Origin of the sequence: Azoarcus indigens (genome assembly GCF_004361735.1) — a bacterium.
Taxonomy (GTDB): domain Bacteria; phylum Pseudomonadota; class Gammaproteobacteria; order Burkholderiales; family Rhodocyclaceae; genus Azoarcus; species Azoarcus indigens.
The window spans coordinates 68,695-90,555 of sequence record NZ_SNVV01000022.1 but is presented as its reverse complement, the minus strand read 5'-3'; the positions used below and the strand labels follow the sequence as shown (position 1 = coordinate 90,555).

The 21,861-nt window shown below is 68.1% G+C and carries 24 protein-coding genes and 2 pseudogenes; 15 read left to right on the top strand and 11 right to left on the bottom strand.

The genetic code is table 11. From position 1 onward, the window contains the following. The 10 genes and pseudogenes from C7389_RS20035 to paaG all read right to left on the bottom strand — a co-directional run. Window positions 1-151, bottom strand: a pseudogene (locus C7389_RS20035) (3-oxoadipyl-CoA thiolase); the annotation flags it as partial. Between the two features lie 37 nt (window positions 152-188). Further along, a complete protein-coding gene (locus C7389_RS20030; RefSeq protein ID WP_133594428.1) occupies window positions 189-833 on the bottom strand; it encodes a TetR/AcrR family transcriptional regulator in 645 nt (214 codons plus the stop codon). An 88-nt stretch (window positions 834-921) separates the two neighbouring features. Then, window positions 922-1,989, bottom strand: coding sequence for a 1,2-phenylacetyl-CoA epoxidase subunit PaaE (gene paaE / locus C7389_RS20025; RefSeq protein ID WP_133594427.1), 1,068 nt, complete (start codon window positions 1,987-1,989; stop codon window positions 922-924). Between the two features lie 37 nt (window positions 1,990-2,026). After that, the gene (gene paaD, locus C7389_RS20020; RefSeq protein WP_133594426.1) at window positions 2,027-2,521 is read right to left on the bottom strand and encodes a 1,2-phenylacetyl-CoA epoxidase subunit PaaD; all 495 of its coding nucleotides are present in this window, start codon (window positions 2,519-2,521) and stop codon (window positions 2,027-2,029) included. Window positions 2,522-2,597: 76 nt separating this feature from the next. Continuing rightward, the gene (gene paaC, locus C7389_RS20015; RefSeq protein ID WP_133594425.1) at window positions 2,598-3,386 is read right to left on the bottom strand and encodes a 1,2-phenylacetyl-CoA epoxidase subunit PaaC; all 789 of its coding nucleotides are present in this window, start codon (window positions 3,384-3,386) and stop codon (window positions 2,598-2,600) included. A gap of 10 nt (window positions 3,387-3,396) precedes the next feature. Then, window positions 3,397-3,684 carry a 1,2-phenylacetyl-CoA epoxidase subunit PaaB gene (paaB, locus tag C7389_RS20010; RefSeq protein ID WP_133594424.1) on the bottom strand — a complete coding sequence of 96 codons (288 nt, stop codon included), beginning with the start codon at window positions 3,682-3,684 and terminating at the stop codon, window positions 3,397-3,399. Window positions 3,685-3,884: 200 nt separating this feature from the next. Beyond that, window positions 3,885-4,895, bottom strand: coding sequence for a 1,2-phenylacetyl-CoA epoxidase subunit PaaA (gene paaA, locus C7389_RS20005; RefSeq protein WP_133594423.1), 1,011 nt, complete (start codon window positions 4,893-4,895; stop codon window positions 3,885-3,887). A 48-nt stretch (window positions 4,896-4,943) separates the two neighbouring features. Next, window positions 4,944-6,266: a phenylacetate--CoA ligase PaaK gene (gene paaK / locus C7389_RS20000; protein ID WP_133594422.1), complete on the bottom strand. Its 1,323-nt coding sequence runs from the start codon at window positions 6,264-6,266 to the stop codon at window positions 4,944-4,946. Window positions 6,267-6,332: 66 nt separating this feature from the next. Then, window positions 6,333-6,797, bottom strand: a complete 465-nt coding sequence (gene paaI / locus C7389_RS19995) for a hydroxyphenylacetyl-CoA thioesterase PaaI (RefSeq protein ID WP_133594421.1) — start codon at window positions 6,795-6,797, stop codon at window positions 6,333-6,335. An 88-nt stretch (window positions 6,798-6,885) separates the two neighbouring features. Continuing rightward, window positions 6,886-7,704, bottom strand: coding sequence for a 2-(1,2-epoxy-1,2-dihydrophenyl)acetyl-CoA isomerase PaaG (gene paaG, locus C7389_RS19990; RefSeq protein ID WP_133594420.1), 819 nt, complete (start codon window positions 7,702-7,704; stop codon window positions 6,886-6,888). A gap of 278 nt (window positions 7,705-7,982) precedes the next feature. Between paaG and paaN the strand changes: the two genes are divergently transcribed. The 10 genes and pseudogenes from paaN to C7389_RS19945 all read left to right on the top strand — a co-directional run bounded on the left by paaN (window position 7,983) and on the right by C7389_RS19945 (window position 16,565). After that, a complete protein-coding gene (gene paaN / locus C7389_RS19985) occupies window positions 7,983-9,647 on the top strand; it encodes a phenylacetic acid degradation protein PaaN (RefSeq protein ID WP_133594419.1) in 1,665 nt (554 codons plus the stop codon). A gap of 263 nt (window positions 9,648-9,910) precedes the next feature. Beyond that, on the top strand, window positions 9,911-10,522 hold the full coding sequence (paaY, locus tag C7389_RS19980; RefSeq protein WP_133594418.1) for a phenylacetic acid degradation protein PaaY: 612 nt from the start codon (window positions 9,911-9,913) through the stop codon (window positions 10,520-10,522). A gap of 303 nt (window positions 10,523-10,825) precedes the next feature. Then, window positions 10,826-10,888 (top strand): annotated as a pseudogene (locus C7389_RS25890) (pilus assembly protein TapA); the annotation flags it as partial. After that, window positions 10,862-11,203, top strand: coding sequence for a type IV pilin protein (locus C7389_RS19975; RefSeq protein ID WP_425455588.1), 342 nt, complete (start codon window positions 10,862-10,864; stop codon window positions 11,201-11,203). The pseudogene C7389_RS25890 and the gene C7389_RS19975, both read left to right, overlap by 27 nt. A gap of 7 nt (window positions 11,204-11,210) precedes the next feature. Next, on the top strand, window positions 11,211-11,678 hold the full coding sequence (locus C7389_RS19970) for a pilus assembly FimT family protein (RefSeq protein WP_133594416.1): 468 nt from the start codon (window positions 11,211-11,213) through the stop codon (window positions 11,676-11,678). 4 nt (window positions 11,679-11,682) lie between these two features. After that, entirely contained in the window at window positions 11,683-12,096 is a 414-nt protein-coding gene (locus C7389_RS19965) for a hypothetical protein (RefSeq protein WP_133594415.1), read from the top strand. A gap of 8 nt (window positions 12,097-12,104) precedes the next feature. Further along, window positions 12,105-12,773: a PilW family protein gene (locus C7389_RS19960; protein WP_133594414.1), complete on the top strand. Its 669-nt coding sequence runs from the start codon at window positions 12,105-12,107 to the stop codon at window positions 12,771-12,773. 8 nt (window positions 12,774-12,781) lie between these two features. Continuing rightward, the gene (locus C7389_RS19955; RefSeq protein ID WP_133594413.1) at window positions 12,782-15,097 is read left to right on the top strand and encodes a hypothetical protein; all 2,316 of its coding nucleotides are present in this window, start codon (window positions 12,782-12,784) and stop codon (window positions 15,095-15,097) included. After that, window positions 15,097-15,459, top strand: coding sequence for a cupin domain-containing protein (locus tag C7389_RS19950; RefSeq protein WP_133594437.1), 363 nt, complete (start codon window positions 15,097-15,099; stop codon window positions 15,457-15,459). Before C7389_RS19955 ends, C7389_RS19950 begins: the two co-directional genes overlap by 1 nt. Window positions 15,460-15,587: 128 nt before the next feature. Next, window positions 15,588-16,565 carry an MBL fold metallo-hydrolase gene (locus C7389_RS19945; RefSeq protein WP_133594412.1) on the top strand — a complete coding sequence of 326 codons (978 nt, stop codon included), beginning with the start codon at window positions 15,588-15,590 and terminating at the stop codon, window positions 16,563-16,565. A 369-nt stretch (window positions 16,566-16,934) separates the two neighbouring features. Here C7389_RS19945 and C7389_RS19940 read toward each other — a convergent pair whose 3' ends face one another. Further along, window positions 16,935-17,327, bottom strand: a complete 393-nt coding sequence (locus C7389_RS19940) for a hypothetical protein (RefSeq protein WP_133594411.1) — start codon at window positions 17,325-17,327, stop codon at window positions 16,935-16,937. 175 nt (window positions 17,328-17,502) lie between these two features. On the opposite strand from C7389_RS19940, the gene C7389_RS19935 reads away from it, so the two are divergent. From C7389_RS19935 to C7389_RS19915, 5 genes are all read left to right on the top strand, one after another. Next, complete coding sequence (locus C7389_RS19935; protein ID WP_133594410.1) at window positions 17,503-17,730, top strand: acyl carrier protein; 228 nt, start codon at window positions 17,503-17,505, stop codon at window positions 17,728-17,730. Then, a complete protein-coding gene (locus tag C7389_RS19930; RefSeq protein WP_133594409.1) occupies window positions 17,727-18,980 on the top strand; it encodes a beta-ketoacyl-[acyl-carrier-protein] synthase family protein in 1,254 nt (417 codons plus the stop codon). The genes C7389_RS19935 and C7389_RS19930 overlap by 4 nt, the downstream gene beginning before the upstream one ends. A gap of 83 nt (window positions 18,981-19,063) precedes the next feature. Continuing rightward, window positions 19,064-20,659 (top strand): B12-binding domain-containing radical SAM protein, encoded by a 1,596-nt coding sequence (locus C7389_RS19925; RefSeq protein WP_133594408.1) that lies wholly within the window; start codon window positions 19,064-19,066, stop codon window positions 20,657-20,659. 235 nt (window positions 20,660-20,894) lie between these two features. Beyond that, window positions 20,895-21,179 carry a phosphopantetheine-binding protein gene (locus C7389_RS19920; protein ID WP_133594407.1) on the top strand — a complete coding sequence of 95 codons (285 nt, stop codon included), beginning with the start codon at window positions 20,895-20,897 and terminating at the stop codon, window positions 21,177-21,179. Continuing rightward, window positions 21,179-21,850 (top strand): COG4648 family protein, encoded by a 672-nt coding sequence (locus C7389_RS19915; protein WP_133594406.1) that lies wholly within the window; start codon window positions 21,179-21,181, stop codon window positions 21,848-21,850. Before C7389_RS19920 ends, C7389_RS19915 begins: the two co-directional genes overlap by 1 nt. The last annotated feature ends 11 nt before the right edge of the window (window positions 21,851-21,861 follow it).

Sequence of the window (21,861 nt, the reverse complement as noted above, 5' to 3'; positions counted from 1 at the left end):
CGTCCAGGGCGGACCAGTCCAGGCCGGCGTTGCGTTCCATCAGCGCCTTGATCGGGAGGGCGGCGAGGTCGTCGGCGCGCACGCCGGAGAGGGCGCCGCCGTAGCGGCCTATGGGGGTGCGGATGCCGTCGCAGATGAAGACTTCACTCACTGGGGTTGCTCCTTGTCGTTGTCGTTTCGCGGCGCGCTCAGGCGGCGTCCGCGGTGGTATGCGCCGAGGCTGCGCGCAGGGTTTCAGTGGCCAGCAGGCCCTTCACGCCGTTGAGCAGGATGGCGGTGACCACCGGCGCCATGTCGGCGTAGGTGAAACGGCCATCCGCATGCAGCCAGGTGAAGGTCCAGTTGATCATGCCGAACAGGATCATGGCCACCGGCTTGTCCAGCCGCCGCCGCTTCAGCCCCGGCTCCACCCGCTCGATGGCATCGGCGAAGGCCGCCACCACCCGGCGCTGCTTTTCCACCACCTGCCGCGATTGCTCGGCCTGGAGAAACTTCACATCCTGCACCAGCACCACGTGCTGGCTCTGGGAATGCTCGTATTCCTTCATGAAGCGCATCACGAGTTCGGCCAGGTGCGGCTCGGCCGCCCTGCCCTCGCCCTCCACGTCCACGACGATGGCCTGCAGCTGGTCCATGTAGCTGTCGGCGATGTCGAAAAGGATGTGCTCCTTGTCGCGGTAGTAGTGGTAAAGCAGCGGCTTGGAGACGCCGCAGGCCTTGGCCAGCTCGGCCATGGAGGCGTTGTGGAAGCCTTTTTCGGCGAACAGCCGCGCCGCCTCCGCGAGGATGGCGCCGCGTTGTTGCTCGAATGTGGCTGACTTGCCCCTGGCCATGTATTCCTTTCCCGCACCGGCGGCTGCCGGCGAAACCCGCAACTCTACAAGAGCCGCGGCATGCGCGACAGGCGCGCATGCCTGCCGCTCAACGATCGTCGAAGCTGATCACCACCCGCTCGGTCAGCGGATGGGCCTGGCAGGTGAGCACGTAGCCGGCGTCCACATCGGCCTGTTCCAGGGTGTAGTTCTTGTCCATGCGCACCTTGCCCTCCAGCACTTTGGCGCGGCAGGTGCAACAGACGCCGCCCTTGCAGGAGTAGGGCAGGTCCATGCCGCTGCGCAGGGCGACATCGAGGATGGAGGGGTCTTCCGGGCGGAACTCCATCTCGCGGCGCAGGCCGTCGGCCACCACGGTGATGCGGGCCTGCGGCGCGTCGCCGGCTTCGGCGTGGTGGGCCGGGGCGAAGTCGGGAATGCCGAAGCGCTCCAGGTGCACATGCTCGGCGGCCAGGCCGCCCTTGAGCAGCGCGCCTTCGACTTCGTCGATCATCGCGCCGGGGCCGCAGATGAAGGCTTCGTCGATGCTGTCCGCCGGAATGAGCGTGTCCAGGAACTGGGCGACCTTGGCCGCATCCAGCCGGCCGTTGAACAGCGGCACCTCCTGCTCTTCGCGGGAGAACAGGTTGTACAGGGTGAAGCGCGACAGGTAGCGGTTCTTCAGGTCTTCCAGCGCCTCCGCGAACATCACGCTGGTCTGGCGGCGGTTGCCGTAGACCAGCGTGAAGCGGCTCTTGGGCTCGACCTTCAGCGTGGTCTTGATCAGCGACAGCACCGGGGTGATGCCGCTGCCGGCGACGAAGGCGACGTAGTGCTTGGCGTGGGCCGGGTCCAGCGGGGTGTGGAAGCGGCCTTCGGGCGTCATCACCTCGACGACGTCGCCGACCTGTATGCCTTCGTTGGCCCAGGTGGAGAAACGGCCGCCCTCCACCTTCTTGATGGCGACGCGCAGTTCGCAGTCGTCCACCCCGGCGCAGATGGAATAGGAGCGGCGCAGGTCCTCGTCGCCGACGCGGACCTTGAGGGTGAGGTGCTGGCCCTGGATGAAGGCGTAGTCCGGCGCGAGCTCGGCCGGGATGTCGAAGCGCAGGCTGACCGCGTCCGGCGTCTCGCGGCGCACCTCGGCGATCTTCAGGGGGTGGAATTTCGGCGTCATGTCGGTGTCTCCGTGCCCCGCCGACGTCGCGGCGGGATCAGATCGGCTTGAAGTATTCGAAGGGTTCCAGGCAGCTGCGGCAGCGGTAGAGCGCCTTGCAGGCGGTGGAGCCGAACTCGGACAGGCGGGTGGTGTCGGTGGAGCCGCAGCGCGGACAGGCGAGCGGGCTGCGGCGCACGAAGTGCAGCGGCCGCGCGCCGCCGACGGCGGCCTGCCCGCTGGGCGGGACGATGCCGTAGGCACGCAGCTTTTCCCGCGCCTCGCTGCCTATCCAGTCGCTGGTCCAGGCGGGGTCCAGCCGGGTGTCTATGGACACGCGGCCGGCACCGGCGGCGAGCAGGGCTTCTTCGATGCTGCTGGCGATCATCTCGGTGGCCGGGCAGCCGGAGTAGGTGGGCGTCACCACCACCCGCAGGCCGTCGGCCCCGGCTTCCACTTCGCGGATGATGCCGAGTTCGGTCACCGAGACCACCGGGATCTCGGGATCGGGTACCGCGGCAAGCGCCTTCCAGGCCTGGGCTTCGGTCAGCATGCTCGTTCGTCTCCAGTGAGGCGGATGGAAAAGCCGCGGCGGCTGGCGGCCGTGGCGGACTTTTCCGGCGCCGGTGCTACCACTGCGCGCCCGGGTAGGTGCGCTGCATGTACTGCATGGTCGCCAGCAGGTGGCCCATGTGTTCGCTGTGGCGGCCGAACTTGCCGTAGGTCTTGAACGGCACCCGCGCCGGCACGGTCAGCGTGGCCTCGGCCAGCACCGGCAGCACCAGGTCTTCCCATTCGGCTTCCAGCTCGCTCCACGCTGGGCCGATGCCGGCGGCGGCCACCGCGTCGTCCGCCGGGCTGGCGGCGAAGAGTTCGGCGGTGTAGGGCCACAGGTAATCCAGGGCGGCCTGGGCCTTGTCGTGGGACACGGCGGTGCCGTCGCCCAGGCGGATGGTCCATTCGGCGGCGTGGCTCATGTGGTAGCGCGCTTCCTTCAGGCTCTTGGCGGCGATGGCGGCAAGGCCGGCGTCGGCGGAGCTGGAGAGGCGGCCGTAGAGCAGCACCTGGAAGGCGGAGAAGAGGAAGTTGCGCACCACGCTGCGGCCGAAGTCGCCATTGGGCAGCTCGACCAGGGTGACGTTGCGGTAGTCGCGCTCCACCCGCAGGAAGGCGAGCTGGTCTTCGTCACGGCCGCGGCCTTCGCTCTGGCCGGCGTGGGTCAGCAGCAGGCGGGCCTGGCCGACGAGGTCCAGCGCCATGTTGGCGAGCGCCATGTCTTCTTCCAGCACCGGCGCATGGCCGCACCACTCGGACAGGCGCTGGCCGAGGATGAGGGCGTTGTCGCCCAGGCGCAGCAGGTATTCCAGCTGCTCGGGCGTGGCCGTGCCGGGGGCGGCGGCCAGGGTCTGTTCGCTCATCGCCATCTCCTTACATGTGGCCGACTTCTTCGGGCAGCTGGTAGAAGGTGGGATGGCGGTAGATCTTGTCTTCCGCCGGGTCGAACAGCTCGGGCTTGGCGTCCGGATCGGAGGCGACGATGTTGTCCGCCTTCACCACCCAGATCGACACGCCTTCCTGGCGGCGGGTGTAGACATCGCGCGCAACCTGCAGCGCCAGCTTGGCGTCAGGGGCGTGCACGCTGCCACAGTGCTTGTGGTCCAGCCCGTTGCGGCTGCGGACGAAGACTTCCCACAGCGGCCATTCCTTGCGTTCCATCTGTTTCCTCCTGGGGTGGCGACACCACCCGCTGCGTTCTGTTTTGGTGGGTTTCTCTCTGCTCGAGAGGCCCCGGCCGGGTCGGCGCCGGCCGGGACTTCCTCCACGCGCTCTCCGGGCCTGCGAGCCGGCAGGCGTCGGGAGCGCTTGTCTCGTCGTCCGCCGGCGGGGGTGCCGGCGGAGGTTTTCCAGTTACCCGCTCAGGCCGCAGCCCGGCCGGCCTGCTCGCGTGCCGCCTGCTTCTCGGCGTGGGCCAGGGCGGCTTCGCGCACCCAGGCGCCGTCTTCCCAGGCCTGCACCCGCTCGGCCAGGCGATCGACGTTGCATTGGCCGTGGCCGTTCACCACGTTCCAGAATTCTTCCCAGTCGATGGCGCCGAAGTCGTAGTGGCCGCGTTCCGCGTTCCACTTCAGCTCGGGGTCGGGCAGGGTCACGCCCAGCACTTCGGCCTGCTTGACGGTGGCGTCGACGAACTTCTGCCGCAGGTCATCGTTGGAGATACGCTTGATGCCCCAGCGCGCGGAGTCGGTATGCACGCTGTCCTTGTCGTGGGGGCCGAACATCATGATGGAGGGCCACCACCAGCGATTCACCGCGTCCTGCACCATCTCCTGCTGTTCCGGCGTGCCGCGCATCATGGTGAGCAGCAGGTCGTAGCCCTGGCGCTGGTGGAAGGACTCTTCCTTGCAGACGCGGATCATGGCGCGGGCGTAGGGGCCGTAGCTGCACTTGCACAGCGGGATCTGGTTCATGATCGCGGCGCCGTCCACCAGCCAGCCGATGACGCCGACGTCGGCCCAGTTCAGCGTGGGGTAGTTGAAGATGGAGCTGTACTTGGCGCGGCGCGAGTGCAGCGCCTCCATCAGCTCGTCGCGCGACACGCCCAGGGTTTCGGCGGCGGCGTAGAGGTAGAGGCCGTGGCCGCCCTCGTCCTGCACCTTGGCGAGCAGGATGGCCTTGCGCTTGAGGCTGGGCGCGCGGCTGATCCAGTTGCCTTCCGGCAGCATGCCGACGATCTCGGAGTGGGCGTGCTGGCTGATCTGGCGGATCAGCGTCTTGCGGTAGGCCTCAGGCATCCAGTCCTTGGCCTCGATGAAACCGCCGGCGTCCACCTTGGCGTCGAACTCGGCCTGGTAGGCAGCGTTCTCGATGGCGCGCAGCGGCTTGGCATCGGCGTTCTGTTGGGGGATATCCAAAGCTTGGGTGTACATGGGACCTCCTTGCTTGCGGGGCGCGGCGGCGGGGCGCCGCGCGAGGGTTCAGGATTTCGGGCGGTGATCGATCACCCGCCGGGCCTTGCCGACGGTGACGCGTTCGATGCTGAAGGGCTCGCCGACGATGACCTTGGCGGAGATGCCGATCAGGTTCTTGATGCCATGGGCCAGCTCTTTGGCCAGCGCTTCCTTCTGCTCCGGATGGCGTCCGACGCCAGCCTCGGGGTTGATTTCGACCTTCACCGTGAGCGTGTCCATGTGGCCCTGCTTGTCCAGTTCCAGCAGGTACTGGGGCGCGAGCTTGGGCATGCGGCAGATCAGTTCCTCGATCTGCGTGGGGAAAACGTTGACGCCGCGGATGATCAGCATGTCGTCCGAGCGGCCGGTGATCTTGGCCATGCGCCGCATGCTGCGGGCCGACGGCGGCAGCAGGCGGGTGAGGTCGCGGGTGCGGTAGCGGATCACCGGCATCGCTTCCTTGCTGAGCGAGGTGAATACCAGCTCGCCCTCGGCGCCGTCGGGCAGCACTTCGCCGGTCTGCGGGTCGATGATCTCGGGGTAGAAGTGGTCTTCCCAGATGGTGGGGCCGTCCTTGGTCTCCACGCACTCGCTGGCCACGCCCGGGCCCATCACTTCGGAGAGACCGTAGATGTCCACCGCGTCCATGCCGGAGCGGGCTTCCATCGCCTCGCGCATCGCCGGCGTCCAGGGTTCGGCGCCGAAGATGCCGACCTTGAGCGAGGTGGATTTCGGGTCTATGCCCATGCGCTCCATCTCGTCGAGGATGGTGAGCATGTAAGAGGGGGTGACCATGATGATCTTGGGCTTGAAGTCCTGGATCACCTGGATCTGCTTCTCGGTCTGGCCGCCGGACATCGGCACCACGGTGCAGCCCAGCTTCTCGGCGCCGTAGTGGGCGCCCAGGCCGCCGGTGAAGAGGCCGTAGCCATAGGAAACATGCACCATGTCGCCCGGCCGGCCGCCGCCGGCGCGGATGGAGCGCGCCACCACGGTGGCCCAGGTGTCGATGTCCTTCAGCGTGTAGCCGACCACGGTGGGCTTGCCGGTGGTGCCGGAGGAGGCATGCACCCGGGCGACCTTGTCCATCGGCACGGCGAACATGCCAAAGGGGTAGTTGTCGCGCAGGTCGCCCTTGGCGGTGAAGGGGAATTTGGCGAGGTCGGAGAAGGACTTGAAGTCGTCCGGATGCACGCCCTTGGCGTCGAAGGCCTTGCGGTAGTGCGGCACATTCTCGTAGGCGTGGCGCAGGGTCCACTTCAGGCGCTCGAGCTGCACGGCGCGCAGCTCGTCCACGCTGGCCTTCTCGATCGGCTCCAGCTGGGGCGGCGCATAGCTGTTCAACGGCATGTCCTTTCTCCTCTCTCTGTCGGTTCCGGGTTGCGTGCCGCCGCGGCGGCCGCCCCTCTTGCTTCTTTAAAGTTCGACGACCGGCCGGCCCTTGATGCGGTAGGACTTGCCGCGCATGACGGCGATGAGTTCGCCGCTCTGGTTGGTGACGGTGATGTCGTACACCCCGGTGCGGCCGGATTCGGAGACGCGCTGGGCGGCGGCGGTGAGCAGATCGCCCGGACGGCCGGGGGCCATGAAGTCCACGCTGATGCCGGAGGCCACCGTCTGCTCGTTGCCGCTGTTACAGGCGTAGGCGAAGGCGGTGTCGGCCAGGGTGGTGATGAAGCCGCCGTGGCAGATGCGGAAGCCGTTCAGCATGTCCTCGCGCACCCGCATGGTCATGGTGGCGCGGCCGGGGCCGACTTCGGTGAAGCCCATCTCCAGGCTGCGCGCCGCCTGGTCGCGCTCGTACATGCCGTCGCGCACGCGCTCGGCGAGGGCCTGCGGGTCCAGGCCGCCGGCGATGTCACGGTATTGGGCTTCGCTCATGCCTTTTGTCTCCATCGGGGTTGTTCTTATTGGTGTGCTTCGTTTTTCCGCGTGGCCGGCGCGCAAGCCGGCCGCGCAGGGGCGCTGCTTACTTGCCGGTGAATTGCGGCGCGCGCTTTTCCATGAAGGCGGCCACGCCTTCGCGGTAGTCGGCGGAGCGGCCGCACTGGCGCATCAGGTCGCGTTCGAGGTCGAGCTGGGTTTCCAAGTCGTTGGTGGAGCTGGACCAGATCGCCTTCTTGGTCTGGGCGTAGCCGAAGGTGGGGCCGGCGGCGAGCTGGGTAGCGACCTGCTGCACGGCGGGCAGCAGCGCTTCGTCATCCACGCACTTCCAGATCAGGCCCCAGGCTTCGGCCTGTTCGGCCGGCAACTTGTCGCCCAGCAGGGCGAGGCCGAGGGCGCGTGCCGGACCGAGCAGGCGGGGCAGCGCCCAGGTGCCCCCGGTATCCGGGATGAGGCCGAGCTTGGCGAAGGCCTGGATGAAGCTGGCGGAGCGGGCGGCGAACACCATGTCACAGGCCAGCGCGATGTTGGCGCCGGCACCGGCGGCGACGCCGTTCACCGCGGCGATCACCGGCAGCTCCAGGTTGCGCAGCGCCATCACCAGGGGCTTGTAGTTCTTCTCGATGGAGGCGCCGAGGTCGGGCGCTTCGGCACCGGCGGAAACATTGCGATCCGACAGATCCTGGCCGGCACAGAAGCCACGACCGGCGCCGGTGATGACCAGCACGCGCACGCTGCCGTCCTCGCGCCCCGCCCTCACCGCCGCCAGCGCGGCGCGCATCTCGCGATGCATGCCTTCGTTGAAGCTGTTCAGCCGGTCCGGCCGGTTCAGCGTCAGCGTGGCCACGCCGCCGTTGACGTCCAGAAGGATGGCCTCGCCGTAGGTCGTCGCTTCACCGCTCATGTGTCTCTCTCCTTGTTTCCGCGTTCATGGGTTCGTGCGCACCGCACGCCGCGGGATTATCGTTCTCGATGTCGATCGCGCCACCTGGCTTCGTCGGGCCTCCCGACTGGCTTCCGGCGTTGTTTGACCGACCGGTCAATCAATAGTAGGCTTGATCCAGATCAAAAAACAAGCCCTTTGCGCTTGACTTTTCTTGCCGCAATGCAACATCCGGCAAGCACGAGAAAACCAGCCCCCACGCGGGGCGCGCCGCCCAGCCCAACCGGAGGAGACACCCGATGAGCCACCCGCTGTTCGAGAAGCATCAAGCCACCCTGGACGCCGCCGTCGCAGCCATCCATGGCCGCGGCTACTGGACGCCCTACCCGGAAATGCCCAGCCCCAAGGTCTATGGCGAAACCGCCGCGGATGACGGCAAGAAGGCCTTCGAGGCCTGCCTGGGCAAGGAATTCGAGCTCGGCCAGCCCGGCGTCACCGGCTGGACCTCGCCGGAACGCTCGCCCTATGGCATCGCGCTGGACGTGCGCTACCCGGTGAGCACGCCGGCAGCACTGGTGGAAGCGGCGCAGGCGGCCATGCCGGCCTGGCGCAAGGTGGGCGCGCAGGGCCGCGTCGGTGTCTGTCTGGAAATCCTCGACCGCCTGAACAAGCGCAGCTTCGAGATCGCCCACGCGGTGATGATGACCAGCGGCCAGGGCTGGATGATGGCCTTCCAGGCCGGCGGCCCGCACGCGCAGGATCGCGGCCTGGAGGCGGTAGCCTGGGCCTGGGCGGAAATGAGCAAGGTGCCGGCGGAGGCCGTGTGGGAGAAGCCGCAGGGCAAGAACCCGCCGCTGAAGATGCAGAAGCACTACGAGATCGTCGGCCGCGGCGTGGCGCTGGTGATCGGCTGCGGCACCTTCCCCACCTGGAACACCTACCCCGGCCTGTTCGCCGCGCTGGCCACCGGCAACCCGGTGATCGTCAAGGCGCACAGCAACGCCATCCTGCCGGCGGCACTGACGGTGCGCATCGCCCGCGAGGTGCTGGCCGAGCAGGGCCTGGACCCGAACACGGTGACGCTGGCGGTGGTGGACAAGCGCGCCGACACTCAGGCGCTGGCCACCGACCCGGCGGTGAAGTCCATCGACTTCACCGGCAGCAATGTGTTCGGCCAGTGGCTGCTGGACAACGCCCGCCAGGCGCAGGTGTATGCCGAGCTGGCCGGCGTGAACAACGTGGTGATCGAATCCACCGACAACTACAAGGCGATGCTGCGCAACCTCGCCTTCACGCTGAGCCTGTACGCCGGTCAGATGTGCACCACCACCCAGGCCATCCTGGTGCCGGCCGGCGGCATCGACACCGACCAGGGCCGCAAGGGCTTCGACGAGGTGGCGGCCGACCTGGCTGCGGCCATCGACAAGTTCCTCGCCGATCCGGCCACCGCCACCGCGGTGCTGGGCGCGATCCAGTCCGAAGCCACGCTGGCGCGCATCGACGAAGCCGGCGAGTACGGCAAGGTGGTGCTGGCCTCGCGCAAGGTCGAGCATGCGGAGTTCCCCAAGGCCGAGGTGCGCACCCCGGTGCTGCTGACCTGCGACGCCGCCGACGAGAAGAGCTACATGGAGGAGCGCTTCGGCCCCATCTCCTTCATCGTCAAGGTGGCCGACGGCGCCGCCGCGGTGGCGCTGTCGGAGCGCATCGTGCGCGAGCACGGCGCGCTGACGGTGGGCATCTACTCCACCAAGGCGGAAGTGCTGGAGGCGATGACCGAGGCCACGCTGCGCGCCGGCGTGGCGCTGTCCATCAACCTCACCGGCGGGGTTTTCGTGAACCAGTCGGCCGCCTTCTCCGACTACCACGGCGTGGGCATGAACCCGGCGGCCAATGCCAGCTACTCCGACGCCGCCTTCGTCGCCAACCGCTTCCGGGTGGTGCAGCGGCGGTATCACGTCGCGTAAAGGCTGAGCGGCCCACCACTTCCCCAGATGGCGGTGGCGCCGTGGGCCGGCAAGGTCTGTCGCGCCGAGCGCAGGACGTGTGCGAGGGGAGAAGGCGGCGCATGTCTGAGCCCGGCCTGCCGGGCGAGTTTGCGTCGCCGCCCTCGCACGCGGCCGGAGCGAGGGCAGCCGCGGCGCCATCGCCACCACGCAACGCACGTTACCAGACGCCCGGGCCGGATGCCTTCATGTGATCCGGCCTCATTCGCAAGGAGCACCTCTCCATGCCCTGCTACGAAATCGACGGCCTGCGGCCGGTCATCCATCCCAGCGCCTACGTCCATCCGGACGCGGTGCTGATCGGCGACGTCATCATCGGCCCGCGCTGCTACGTCGCTCCGCTCGCCAGCCTGCGCGGCGACTTCGGCCGCCTGGTGCTGGAGGCCGGCAGCAACATCCAGGACAACTGCACCATGCACGGCTTCCCCGGCACCGACACGGTGGTGGAGGAAGACGGCCACATCGGCCACGGCGCGGTGCTGCACGGCTGCCGCATCGGCCGCAACGCGCTGGTGGGCATGAACGCGGTGATCATGGACAACGCGGTGGTGGGCGAGGAAGCCATCGTGGCCGCCTGCGCCTTCGTCAAGGCCGGCATGGAGATACCGCCGCGCAAGCTGGTGGCCGGCATGCCGGCGAAGATCGTGCGCGACCTCAGCGCCCAGGAAATAGGCTGGAAGGGCGACGGCACCCGTACCTACCAGGAACTGGCCGTGCGCAGCCTGGCCACGCTGCGCCCCTGCACGCCGCTGACCGAGATGGAGCCCGGCCGCCAGCGCTTCGAGATGCCCGGCGTCGTCCCCCTGGTGGATGCGAAGAAACACGGCGGCGCCTAGGCCAGATCCCGGCCCGGCCGCATGACGTAGGCGGGTGGATATCCCGCCCACGTAATGTCAGCTAAAGACAGAAAATGCCGTGACCTAGTGCCTAGTAGTCGATCTATGCCTTTGTTAGCATCTAGACCGTAGACGGCGTATGGTCTTTTCTCGTGGAAATCGTTTCCACACCTGCGTCGCCAAAGACTCCCCGGTACCGCGATGGCTGCGCATCCCCCTAACGCTGGTAATAGACCTTCCGCCAGCCCACCCTTTCTCGCCTCCGCGCCGCGGAAACCGGGCGGCTTCACCCTGATCGAGCTGATGATCGTTGTTGCCGTGGTCGCCATCCTCGCCGCGGTGGCGTTGCCGGCCTACCAGTCCTATATCAAGAAGAGCCGCGCCAAGGCGGCCGGCGCGGACCTGGTTGCCCTCAGCTTGAACGTCGAGAACTTCTACCAGAAGAAACTCAGCTACCCGACCGACTCCACCGATACCGACGACTGGCAGGGCGGCTGGAGCGCTGCGGTGGCGGAGTTCTTCACCTATTCCTCCTCCTTCGAGAACACGCAGTACACCCTGAAGGCTACCGGCAAGAGCGGCCCCATGAGCGGCTGCGACGTCACCCTCGTCGTTCCCCACACCGGCAACACCACGCGTTCCGCCACCTCGGGCTGCGGCCTGTCCGGCAATACCTGGTGAGGCCGCGATGAAGCGGCGGCTCAGCGGCGTCACCCTGATCGAGCTGATGATCGTCATCGTCATCATGTCCATCCTCGCCATCCTGGGTGTGCCGCTTACCTCGCGCTGGATCTATGGTGCCCAGGTGGGCGAGAGCGAGAGCCTGCTGGCGCAGGGCTACGCGCAGATGCGGGCGGTTGCGCTGCGCAATCCCAATGGCGTCGCCGGCAGCACCGACGCCGCGGGGATGAAGCTGGCGGACGGCGTCCTCTACATCTGCAAGGGCAGCCCGACCAACGCCAACTGCTCCGCCGGCGGCAGCGCCCTGGTGTGGCAGGCCGACCTGTCGCGCGGCGCCAACGTAAGCGTGACCCTGGGCGGCGCCGCCAGCGGAACGATCGCGCTGGACAACATGGGCGTGCCGCGCTCCTCGGCCACGGCGCGCCGGTATTCGATCAGCAAAGGTGGGGAGAGCAGCAGTGGCCTGCTGGAATGACACGATGAAAACGGCCGCCAGCCGCCAGCGGGGCGACGCCCTGCTCGAAGCCCTGATCGGCATCGTGCTGATGGCGGTGGTCGGGCTCGGCCTGGCCTACTCCACCGCCCGCGCGGCCAACAGCCAGCGCTACCTCAACACTCAGAACCTGGCCATCGCCGAGATCCGCGAGAAGCTGCAGCACGTGAGCGAGCCCTGCGCCACCGAGACGGTGACGATCACCCTGGCCGGCAAGTCGGTGGATTTCTCGCCGGAGTGCACCACCGAGAACGTCACCGTGCGCTACACCATGAACGGCACCGAAACCAGCGAGACGCTGGCCAGCGTGAAGACGCTGACCTCCGTTTCCACCGCCGGCAGCGACGTCACCCGCGAACTGTTCGGCGGCGACGGCTCCATTGTGATCTCCCTGCAATGAGCACAGCCATGGATTCCGTCAACCGCCAGCAGGGCGTTTCCCTGATCAGCCTGATGATAGGCCTGCTGCTGTCCATGCTGGTCGTGCTCGCCATGCTCTCTGTTTACAAGAGCACGCTGCGCGTTACCGTGGATGCCGGCCAGGGTGCCCAGCTCAGCGGCCAGCTCAGCACCGGCCTGCTGGCGGCACAGAAAAAGCTGCAGGGCGCCGGCTTCCTGATCGACAGCGCCAGCTATGGCAGCGAGATCGTCGTGCTCTCCGACACCACGCTGAGCAACAACCGCCTGTCCGGCACGGTGCGGAGCAGCCTGCCGGGCAGCGGCAACGCGGTCGTCTGGCGGGAACAGAACACCTGCTACGGCTTGGTGTTCACCAACCAGACCCTGTACTTCCTCTCCACCACCAATGCCTGCAGCAATGCCGGCACGGCGGCAACCAGCGTGGCCTGGACCTCGACCTTCAAGCTGGTGGGCTCGGCCGGCGGCGACAACCGCATCGCCATCGAGGTGGTCGCCACCGCCGGCGAGTGCAAGCCCTTCGGCGTCACCGACAGCGCCGGCGCGCTCACCATCGGCCTCACCGCCAACTACCTCGACAGCAGCGGCAACCTGGACACCTCCCGCCCGTCCATGCCCTCCACCGTCTGCCTGCCGAACTTTCCGGCGCCCACCGCCTGAGCCCCGCCATGCGCGCCACGCTTCCTTCCCGTTTCTCCACGCGCAAGCGCCAGCGAGGTGTCGCCACCATCCTCATCGTGCTGTTCGCCGGCTTCTCGCTGTCGGCCGCGGTGCTGGGGGTGATGTACCGCATCCGCGGCAACCAGGAGCAGGCGGTGGCGCTGCACGCCCAGACCCAGGCCCAGATCCGTGCCTGGACTGGCGCCGAGATCGTCCGCCAGTACCTGGATGGCCTGCAGCAGCGCGGCGAACTCGACGGCCTGGTGACCAAACTCAACACCGCCAACAGCGAAACCGGCGTCAAGCCCACCAATGTGCCCATCACCCTGCAGCAGGCCGACGGCACCGCGCTGAGCGGCATCCAGGCCAAGTTCACCAAGGTTGACGTTAGCGGCGCGGCGCCCGCCATCTGGGCCGCCATCACCGGCATCACCGAAGAGAGCGGCAAGGCCGAAGCACGGGCCACGCTGGAGGTGGTGTACAGCCTGGAGACGAGCACCACCGAGAGCACCACGCCCGGCGCCACCGCCTGCGCGGCTTCGCCCAAGGCGGTGATGGTATTCAATGGCGATGTGAACTACAGCGGCGGCTCGATGCAGATCGTCAACAGCAACAATGCGCTGACCAACGTCGCCATCAGCGGCAACCTCACGGTGGGCAGCGCCTCCACCGCGATGACCTCCGGCTGCACCAAGAACGACATCTCGCTCACCGGCGGCGGCATCGCCAACGGCGCCACGCTGTACTCCGAAGGCAACATCACCATCTCGAACATGAGCCAGCCCAGCTCCGTCTCCCTCTGGGCCAAGAACCTGTACATCAACCAGAACGGTGGCAGCTACACCACCTTGCAGGCGGGCGCCTTCACCGCCAACGTGGTGGACAGCCATGGCGCGGTGGTCGGCACCGCGGTGACCGGCGGCAGCATCCTGAGCACCAACTACATCCTGCCGCCGGCCGGCAACACCATCGTCGTCACCCTCTCCGACGGCACCCGCTACGCGGTGCCCCTGGGTAGCGCCGCCATCAGCAGCGCCGGCCTGGTGACGCCGGTCGCGACCGACGTGGTGCGCCTCTCCGGCTCCGGCACGCTGCCGGCCAGCTTCAGCCTGAGCCATACCGGCGTCACCGGCGGCACGCTGAACTACGCCGGCGGCACCGCGGGCACCATGTGGGGCAATGAAGTCTCCATCACCGGCTGGGGCGGCACCTACACCGACGTGATGTCGCACGGCATGTTCAAGGTCATCACCGGCACCATAGGCAAGCTCACCGGCGGGGGCGACACCTGGGCCACGCAGGCCGGCTACTCGCAGTACTCCAACTACAACTTCCCGACGATCAACTCGGGCAACATCGCCGGCCACCTCTACGCCAGCAGCAACAAGACCCTGGTTCCCGACAACGCGACCGTCGCCGGCATCACCCTGAACCGCAGCGTCGCCGGCACCGATCCCGGCCTGCCCGGCCTGCCTTACTGCGACACCACGGTGCAGGCGATAGACACCGACAACTACAAGGACGGCGCCAACTACATCTTCTACTTCGACGGCAACACGCCGATGTTGAAGGTGCAGAACGTCAAGCGCGGCGACAACAACGAGAGCATAGACGGCACCTACAACCTGGCGACCACCGACCTGCGCACCCTGGGCGGCTTCGATTTCATGCAGTGCAGCTGGTACAACAGCCACTGCCTGCGCAGTTCCACCCCAGCCAACGGCTGGTCCCTGGACGGTGTGTACAAATTCCCTGCCGGCGTGCTGTGGTTCGATGGCAAGGTGCAGATCAACGGCGTAAACAGCGGCACCCAGGCCAACCTCTACAACGCTCTGCTCGCCACCGGCAACGTCACCCTGACCAGCAGCGGCCATGTGCCCCTGTATGCGCCCAACTACGCCACGGTGAGCCAGACCTGCGGCGGCAGTTTCTACCCGTCCAACCTGTGCACCCGCAGCGGCAGCACCTTCAACTTCGCCACCTGGACCGACGCCAGCGGCGCCACCCATACCGGCCTGCCCATCGGCAACACGGCGATCATGACCGAGGGCGCGCTGTCCTCCAGCGGCTGGGAGATCCACGGCAACGTCCTGCTCGGCCGGGGCATCACCCTGGAAGGGGCAACCACCACTATCTTCGGCACACTGACGGTGGGCGCCAATGCCACCAGCACCACCACCATCAGCCAGGGCGGCCTCAAGGTCGTCACCTCCGGGCTGAGCAGCGACCAGCTGTACCAGCCCGGCACCGGCTGCACCTCGTCCTCCACCACCGAGGAAACCAGCTCCTCCCATATCCGCATCCTGTGGAGCCGCTACCAGTGATGCCACGGCGCGGCAGCTTGCTGGGCAGGCTGCCGCCGCTTGCGGATGCAGAGCGCTTCGAAGCGCTGCTGGAGACCCCTTGCGGCCGGGTGGAGCGCATCGTCTCCTTCGGCCACGCCAGCCCGCCTGGCTTCTGGTACGAGCAGGCGGAGGACGAATGGGTGCTGCTGGCGGCGGGCAGCGCCACCCTGGCTTTCGAGGACGGAACGAAGCTGACGCTGGCCGCGGGCGACTGGATCATCCTGCCGGCCCGGCAACGCCACCGGGTGGACGCGGTATCCGGCGATGCGGTGTGGCTGGCGGTGCACCTGCGCACCGGCCAGGCGAGGGATCAGCAGCAGGACAGCGGCAACGCCGGCTGAAACGACGTCCATTCACCCGGCCGCTCCCGCGGGGCGGCGCCTGCACCAGCTGCTTACAGCCCGGTGCCCTGGCCCCGTCCCGCAAGCTTCTGCGCTACATTCCGCACTTTCCCCCCGGAGTGTATGCAATGCGCCTTTCCCGCACCCGTGGCTGGCTAGCCGCCGCCTTCATCGCCTGCGCCACCCCGCTGCTGCCGCCGGCGCCCGCCCATGCCGAAGCCCCCCAGGTGAAGACCCAGGTGCCGGGCTACTACCGGATGATGGTCGGCAGCTACGAAATCACCGCCCTGTACGACGGCTACATCGAACTCGACGCCAAGTTGCTCAAAGGCGCCAGCCAGCGCGACATCCAGCGCCTGCTGGCGCGCCGCTTCCGCGCCGGCGACACGCTGCAGACAGCGGTGAACACCTACCTGGTGAATACCGGCGACAAGCTGGTGCTGATCGATACCGGCGCCGCCAAGCAGTTCGGCCCCTCGCTCGGCTTCGTCATCGACCACCTGAAGGCGGCCGGCTACCAGCCCGCGCAGATCGACGCGGTGCTGCTCACCCACCTCCACGGCGACCATGTGAACGGCCTGCTCGACGCCGATGGCAAGCCCGCCTTCCCCAACGCCACCGTCTACGCCTCCCGCGCCGATGCCGATTTCTGGCTGCCGGCGGAGGCGCTGGCCAAGGCGCCGCAGGAAGCCAAGCCCTTCTTCCAGATGGCGCAGTCCGCCACCGCGCCCTACCGCGAGAGCGGCAAATGGCAGACCTTCGACGATGGCGCCCAGCTGCTGGCCGGCATCAGCGCAGTCGCGGCGCCCGGCCACACCCCGGGCCACAGCGCCTTCCTGATCGCCTCCGGCGGCCAGCAGCTGCTGGTGTGGGGCGACATCGTGCATAGCGCGGCCACCCAGTTCGAAAATCCGGAGATCACCATCGAGTTCGACGTGGAGCGCAAGCTCGCCTCCGCCACCCGGCAGAAGCTGTTCGCCCGCGCAGTGCGGCAAAAACTGCTGGTGGCCGGCATGCACCTGCCCTTCCCCGGCCTCGGCCATGTGCGCCGGGAAACCAAGGGCAGCTACGAATGGGTGCCGGTGGATTACGCGCCGGTGCGCTGAGGACGGGCGCGCGGCAGAGCACGCTCGACGCCTGCTTGACCCGCCCCCGGGATCTCCACAGAGGAAATGCCTGCAATACGGCTCGGGGAACCGAATGGTGTGATGACTTGCATCCCCTCCCCTCGCGGGGCGTAGGCGGGACAAGCGAAGCATCGCTTCGCCGCCGGCGCGTCCCGGGGCCGACAGGCCGCAGGGCCGGGGCGCGGAGCGGGGCCGGGGAGGGAAGGGGAACAGTGCGCCAGACTGGAAAGCAGCCGCCCTTTCGGGGCGCCCCCTCTCCCCAGCCCTATTCCACAAGGGGAGAGGGAAAATTCCCGATCGATATCAATGGTCCGCGTTGCCTCGCGGGCAACGTCGAAAACCCCGCCTTCAGGACACATCCTCCAGCGTCAGCCCCCAGCGCGTCAGCGCATGCCGCAGCAGCGTCTGCTCCGGCAGGGTGATGCGGCCATCCGCCTTGGACAGCACCAGCATCGCCCGGCAGGTAATGATGCGCAGCGCCGGGTCGCGCACGCTGTCGAGCAGGCGTTCGGTCTGTTCCAGGTCCAGCACCCGCAGCGGGCTGCCGTCCCGCGCCAGCAGCCCCTGGCAATGCGCTGCCACCGCGCTGACCAGCACGTCGCCGGGCACGCCCAGCAGTTCGGCGATGTGATGGCGCTCCAACGCCTCCACCTCGCGGCTGGCGAGTTCGCCGTCGGCAATCAGGGTCAGCACCACCAGGCGGGCGGCAATCTCGCGTTCGCTGTCCAGCGGAAGGGGCATCACGGTCTCCAGGAGAAAGGAGTGGGGTCGACAGCCGCGCCTTGCCGCCGGTTCTCACTACCCTACAATGCGTGGAAGTTCCGCAAGCCGCCGCTATAATCCCGCGCCGGCCGCGGGCCCGCCCACACTGACCCTCATCAAGGCGGCCCGGCGCAACCTTCCGGACAATGCAGCCATGGAAACCCTAACGCTAGTGCGCGAGTTCGCCCGCGACAGACTCGGCATCGAGCCCGAACGGGTCACCCCGGAAACCGACTTCCGCGGTCTGGGCATAGACTCCTTCATGCTCCTGGAGCTGCTGTTCGACTTCGAGGACAAGACCGGCACGCCGCTGCCGCGCGATCTGCCCACGCCACGCACCGTGGGCGAGTTGAACGCCATCCTCACCCGCCTGCGCGGATGAGGGCGCTGCGCCGCGTCGTCGTCACCGGCCTCGGCCTGCAAGGGCCATGGGGCCGCGCTCCGGACACGCTGTTCGATCACCTGCTCGCCGGCGACTCCGCGGTCGCCCTCTACGCGCCGCCGGATGCGCCTACCCGGCTTGCCCTGCCCTCGGTGCGCTGCGCCGATTTCGACGCCGAAACCACGCTGGGCCGGCCGTTGGCGATGACCATGGACCGCTACTGCCAGTTGGGCGTCGCCGCCGCGCTGGACGCCTGGCGCGACGCCGGCCTGGGCGAGCGCACCGAGGCGGAGGCCGATCCGCGCTACGGCGTGTCCTGGGGCACCGCGCTGGGCGGCACGCTGACCTTCGAACGCGGCTACCGCGAACTCTTCATCGCCGGCCGCCAGCGGGTATCGCCGCTGTCGGTGGTGCTGGGCATGGTGAATGCCGCCGCCTCCCACATCGGCATCCAGCTGCGGCTGGGCGGCGCCTGTCTCACCTATTCCATCGCCTGTGCCTCCTCCGCCACCGCCATCGGCGAGGGCGCCCGCCGCATCCGCTGCGGCGAGGCGGACGTGGTGGTGGCCGGCGGCTCGGAAGCACCGCTGTCCTACGGCATCCTGCGCGCCTGGGAAGCCATGCGTGTGCTGGCCGGCGGCGACGAGCACACCGCCCACCGCGCCTGTCGTCCCTTCAGCGCCGACCGCGCCGGCCTGGTGCTGGGCGAAGGCGGCGCCGCGCTGGTGCTGGAGGACTACGAACACGCCCACCGCCGCGGCGCCCGCATCCTCGCGGAACTCGCCGGCTACGGCAGCAGTTGCGATGCCAGCCACCTGGTGCGGCCGGATGCCGTCGGCCAGGCCCGCGCCATCCAGGCCGCGCTGGCCGACGCCGGGCTGACGCCGGCCGACATCGACTATGTGAACGCCCACGGCACCGCCACGCCGGAAGGCGATCCGGTCGAGATCCAGGCCCTGCGCCAGGTCTTCGGCGAGCGCGCGGCCCGCCTGCCGGTGAGCGCCACCAAGTCGATGCACGGCCATCAGCTCGGCGCCACCGGCGCGCTGGAGGCCTTGATCGCGGTGCTCGCGCTGCGCCGCGGCCACTGTCCGCCCACCGCTCACCTGGCCCAGGTCGCGGTGGAGTGCCAGGGCGTGACCCACCTGCAGCAGGGGCAGGCCATGCCGCTGCGCCACGTCCTCTCCAACGCCTTCGCCTTCGGCGGCAGCAACGCCGCGCTGATCCTGAAGGCTGCCGAGGCCGCCTGAACCGCGCCCGTGCCGGGCGACAAGACCTTATCGGCGAAAAGGTAATCGGCGAGAATGGCGGCCTGTTCCCGCCGGAGACGGCCATGCGCGTCACCCTCGTCCACCCTGCCGGTTTCAACTTCGTGCCCGGCCAGCCCGACTTCTCGGTGCTGGCCAATCGCATGGCGCCCATCGGCATCCTGCAGCTGGCCGCCTGGCTGGAGCAGCACGGCCACCCGACCGCGGTGCACGACTGCCTGGGCCCCTACGCGCCGCCGTCGCTGGAGGCCAACGCCGAGCAGGTGCTGGCGACCGACCCGGAGCTGGTCGGCTTCTCCGCCACCACCTCCGGCTTCATGGACGCGGTGGACATGGCCGCCTACATCAAGCGCAAGCGGCCACATGTGAAGACCTTCTTCGGCAATGTGCACGCCTCCTCCATCGGCGCGCCGCTGCTCACCCACTTCCCGGAGATCGACTACCTCTGCATCGGCGAGGGCGAAGGCGCCATGCTGGACATTGCCGACGGGATGGCCGAAGCGGAGATCGCCAACATCATCTACCGCGACGGTGGCGGCAAGCCGGTGATCAACCCGCGCCGCACCCGCATCCTGGACCTGGACGAGCTGCCCTTCCCCGCCTACCACAAGCTGGCCGGCTTCCCTCAGGGCTACCACCTGCCGCTGTTCTCCTACGAGAAGCGCTGGGGCGCCACCATGATCACCTCGCGCGGCTGCCCCTACACCTGTTCCTTCTGCGACCGCACGGTGTACGAGCGCCTGTATAAGTACAACTCCGCCGAATACGTGCACGCGCACATGCAGCACCTGCGCGACGACTTCGGCGTGCGTCACATCAACATCTACGACGACCTCTTCACCGCCCACAAGAAGCGCATCCACGAGCTGTGCGAGCTGCTGATCGCCAAGCCGCTGGGCGTAGACTTCAACTGTGCCATCCGCACCGGCCACACCTCGGACGAGATGCTGGCGCTGCTCAAGCGTGCTGGCGCGCTGATGGTGTCCATGGGCATTGAATCCGCCGACCCCGGCATGATGGAGCGGCACAAGGCCGGGGTGACGCTGGAGGCGGTGAGGAAGACGGTGGAGCAGATCCACGCCGCCGGGCTGCGCGCCAAGGGCCTGTTCATCTTCGGCCTGCCGGGCGAGACCCCGGAAACACTCAAGGCCACCAGTGACTTCATCCTGTCGCTGGACCTGGACGAGATGAACATGACCAAGTTCAGCCCGATGTACGGCGCGCCCATCTGGGACGAATGCGTCTCCGGCCACGAAGGCGAGTTCGACGAGGACTGGCGGCTGATGAACTGCCTCAACTTCGTCTTCAAGCCCAAGGGCTTCGATTCCCGCGCCGAGATGGACGCCCTCTACAACTGGCATGTGCGCCGCTTCTACGACAGCAAGCCCTACCGCCGCCGCTTCGCCAAACGCCTATGGCAGCACCGCTGGAGCCTGTGGCACGTGCTGCGCCACTTGCCGCAGATCGTGCAGGCGGCGCGCTACTTCAGCGCCAACAAGGCGCAGCTGGAAGCCGCCGCGCAGGCGTTCACCCCCCACCCGCGCCAGCCGCGCGGCCTGTCGCCCTTCCTCAGCCCGGAGCTGCAGGCCGACGCCAGGGCAGCGATGTCGCCGGTGAAGATCTCCCGCCGTGTCGAGCAACCCCGCCCGCAGGCGGCCTGAACGCGCAAGAAAACGTAAGCAGGCCGGCGCCGGTTCACGGCCACCGCCGCCCGTGCCGCCGCCTGTCACCGGCTGGCGGGGCAACACCGTCATATCGGGGGAGAAACGTGACGAAACAGGCGCTACACCGCGAAATTTCCCCGAAAACCCTTGGCGGAAGTTAACATCCGCCTCTCCCTAAAGTATTGACGGAACCGGACGGCCGCCGCGCCTGCCCGGCCCTCCAGCACGCAACATGACCCAGAACGTTTCCGCCACTGCCGACGCCACCTTGCTTGCCGAAGTCGCCGAGATGACCGTCTCCGCGCTCAATCTCGAGATCCGCCCCAGCGACATCGACCCCGCAGCCCCCCTCTATGGCGAAGGCCTGGGCCTGGACTCCATCGACATCCTCGAAGTCGCCCTCGTCGTCTCCAAGCGCTATGGCTTCTCGCTGCGCGCCGACAACGAAGACAACCTGCGCATCTTCTCCTCGCTGCAAAGCCTGGCCGACTACATCGCCACCCACAGGACGCAGTGATGGTGTGCCCGCTGCGCCTGGGCCGCGGCATCCTCGCCGGCGCAGCCTTCGCCGGCTATCTCTGGCTGGCCCACATCACCACCGCCCCCGGCCAGCCCAGCACCCTGGGCGCGCTGGTCGCGGTCGTGCCCTACATGGGTATCGCCCTCGCCATGGCGTGGAAGAGCCGCAACCGCGGCGCCGCACTGGCGCTGTGGGCGGCGGTCGCCGTCGGCCTGTGGCAGTCGTGGACGCTGGTGGAGGCCCGTTTCGAATGGGTGTATTTCGTCCAGCACGCCGGTGTGTTCAGCCTGCTCGCCCTCGGCTTCGGCCGCAGCCTGGCCGGCGACGGCGAGGCCACCATCACCCGCTTCGCCCGGATGGTGCACGGCGACGCCATGCACCCGGCGCTGGCGCGCTACACCCGCGGCGCCACCCTGGCGTGGACGCTGTTCTTCGCCGCCATGGCCACCGTTTCCACCGGCCTATTCTTCTTTGGCCCGCCGCATGTGTGGTCGCTGTTGATCAACCTGCTGACGCCGCCGCTGATCGCGCTGATGTTCGCCAGCGAATTCCTCGCCCGCGTGCTGCTGCTGCCCTCCTCGGTGCGCACCGGCCTGGTGGACTCGGTACGCGCCTGCATCGCTTCGCGCCGCGCTTCCGGCGGCGCCACGCCGCCGCCTGCCGCCTGAGTTCCCGCCCG

Bases quoted from the DNA above. Each gene is read 5' to 3' on its own strand.
- C7389_RS19925 (WP_133594408.1), top strand. From the start codon at position 19,064: ATGCGCGTCACCCTCGTCCACCCTGCCGGTTTCAACTTCGTGCCCGGC.
- paaE (WP_133594427.1), bottom strand. From the start codon at position 1,989: ATGACGCCGAAATTCCACCCCCTGAAGATCGCCGAGGTGCGCCGCGAG.
- C7389_RS19945 (WP_133594412.1), top strand. From the start codon at position 15,588: ATGCGCCTTTCCCGCACCCGTGGCTGGCTAGCCGCCGCCTTCATCGCC.
- C7389_RS19920 (WP_133594407.1), top strand. From the start codon at position 20,895: ATGACCCAGAACGTTTCCGCCACTGCCGACGCCACCTTGCTTGCCGAA.
- paaA (WP_133594423.1), bottom strand. From the start codon at position 4,895: ATGTACACCCAAGCTTTGGATATCCCCCAACAGAACGCCGATGCCAAG.
- C7389_RS19915 (WP_133594406.1), top strand. From the start codon at position 21,179: ATGGTGTGCCCGCTGCGCCTGGGCCGCGGCATCCTCGCCGGCGCAGCC.
- paaB (WP_133594424.1), bottom strand. From the start codon at position 3,684: ATGGAACGCAAGGAATGGCCGCTGTGGGAAGTCTTCGTCCGCAGCCGC.
- C7389_RS19935 (WP_133594410.1), top strand. From the start codon at position 17,503: ATGGAAACCCTAACGCTAGTGCGCGAGTTCGCCCGCGACAGACTCGGC.
- paaG (WP_133594420.1), bottom strand. From the start codon at position 7,704: ATGAGCGGTGAAGCGACGACCTACGGCGAGGCCATCCTTCTGGACGTC.
- paaN (WP_133594419.1), top strand. From the start codon at position 7,983: ATGAGCCACCCGCTGTTCGAGAAGCATCAAGCCACCCTGGACGCCGCC.
- paaC (WP_133594425.1), bottom strand. From the start codon at position 3,386: ATGAGCGAACAGACCCTGGCCGCCGCCCCCGGCACGGCCACGCCCGAG.
- C7389_RS19955 (WP_133594413.1), top strand. From the start codon at position 12,782: ATGCGCGCCACGCTTCCTTCCCGTTTCTCCACGCGCAAGCGCCAGCGA.
- paaI (WP_133594421.1), bottom strand. From the start codon at position 6,797: ATGAGCGAAGCCCAATACCGTGACATCGCCGGCGGCCTGGACCCGCAG.
- C7389_RS19940 (WP_133594411.1), bottom strand. From the start codon at position 17,327: ATGCCCCTTCCGCTGGACAGCGAACGCGAGATTGCCGCCCGCCTGGTG.
- paaD (WP_133594426.1), bottom strand. From the start codon at position 2,521: ATGCTGACCGAAGCCCAGGCCTGGAAGGCGCTTGCCGCGGTACCCGAT.
- C7389_RS19950 (WP_133594437.1), top strand. From the start codon at position 15,097: ATGCCACGGCGCGGCAGCTTGCTGGGCAGGCTGCCGCCGCTTGCGGAT.
- C7389_RS19965 (WP_133594415.1), top strand. From the start codon at position 11,683: ATGAAAACGGCCGCCAGCCGCCAGCGGGGCGACGCCCTGCTCGAAGCC.
- C7389_RS19930 (WP_133594409.1), top strand. From the start codon at position 17,727: ATGAGGGCGCTGCGCCGCGTCGTCGTCACCGGCCTCGGCCTGCAAGGG.
- C7389_RS19970 (WP_133594416.1), top strand. From the start codon at position 11,211: ATGAAGCGGCGGCTCAGCGGCGTCACCCTGATCGAGCTGATGATCGTC.
- paaK (WP_133594422.1), bottom strand. From the start codon at position 6,266: ATGCCGTTGAACAGCTATGCGCCGCCCCAGCTGGAGCCGATCGAGAAG.
- paaY (WP_133594418.1), top strand. From the start codon at position 9,911: ATGCCCTGCTACGAAATCGACGGCCTGCGGCCGGTCATCCATCCCAGC.
- C7389_RS19960 (WP_133594414.1), top strand. From the start codon at position 12,105: ATGGATTCCGTCAACCGCCAGCAGGGCGTTTCCCTGATCAGCCTGATG.
- C7389_RS20030 (WP_133594428.1), bottom strand. From the start codon at position 833: ATGGCCAGGGGCAAGTCAGCCACATTCGAGCAACAACGCGGCGCCATC.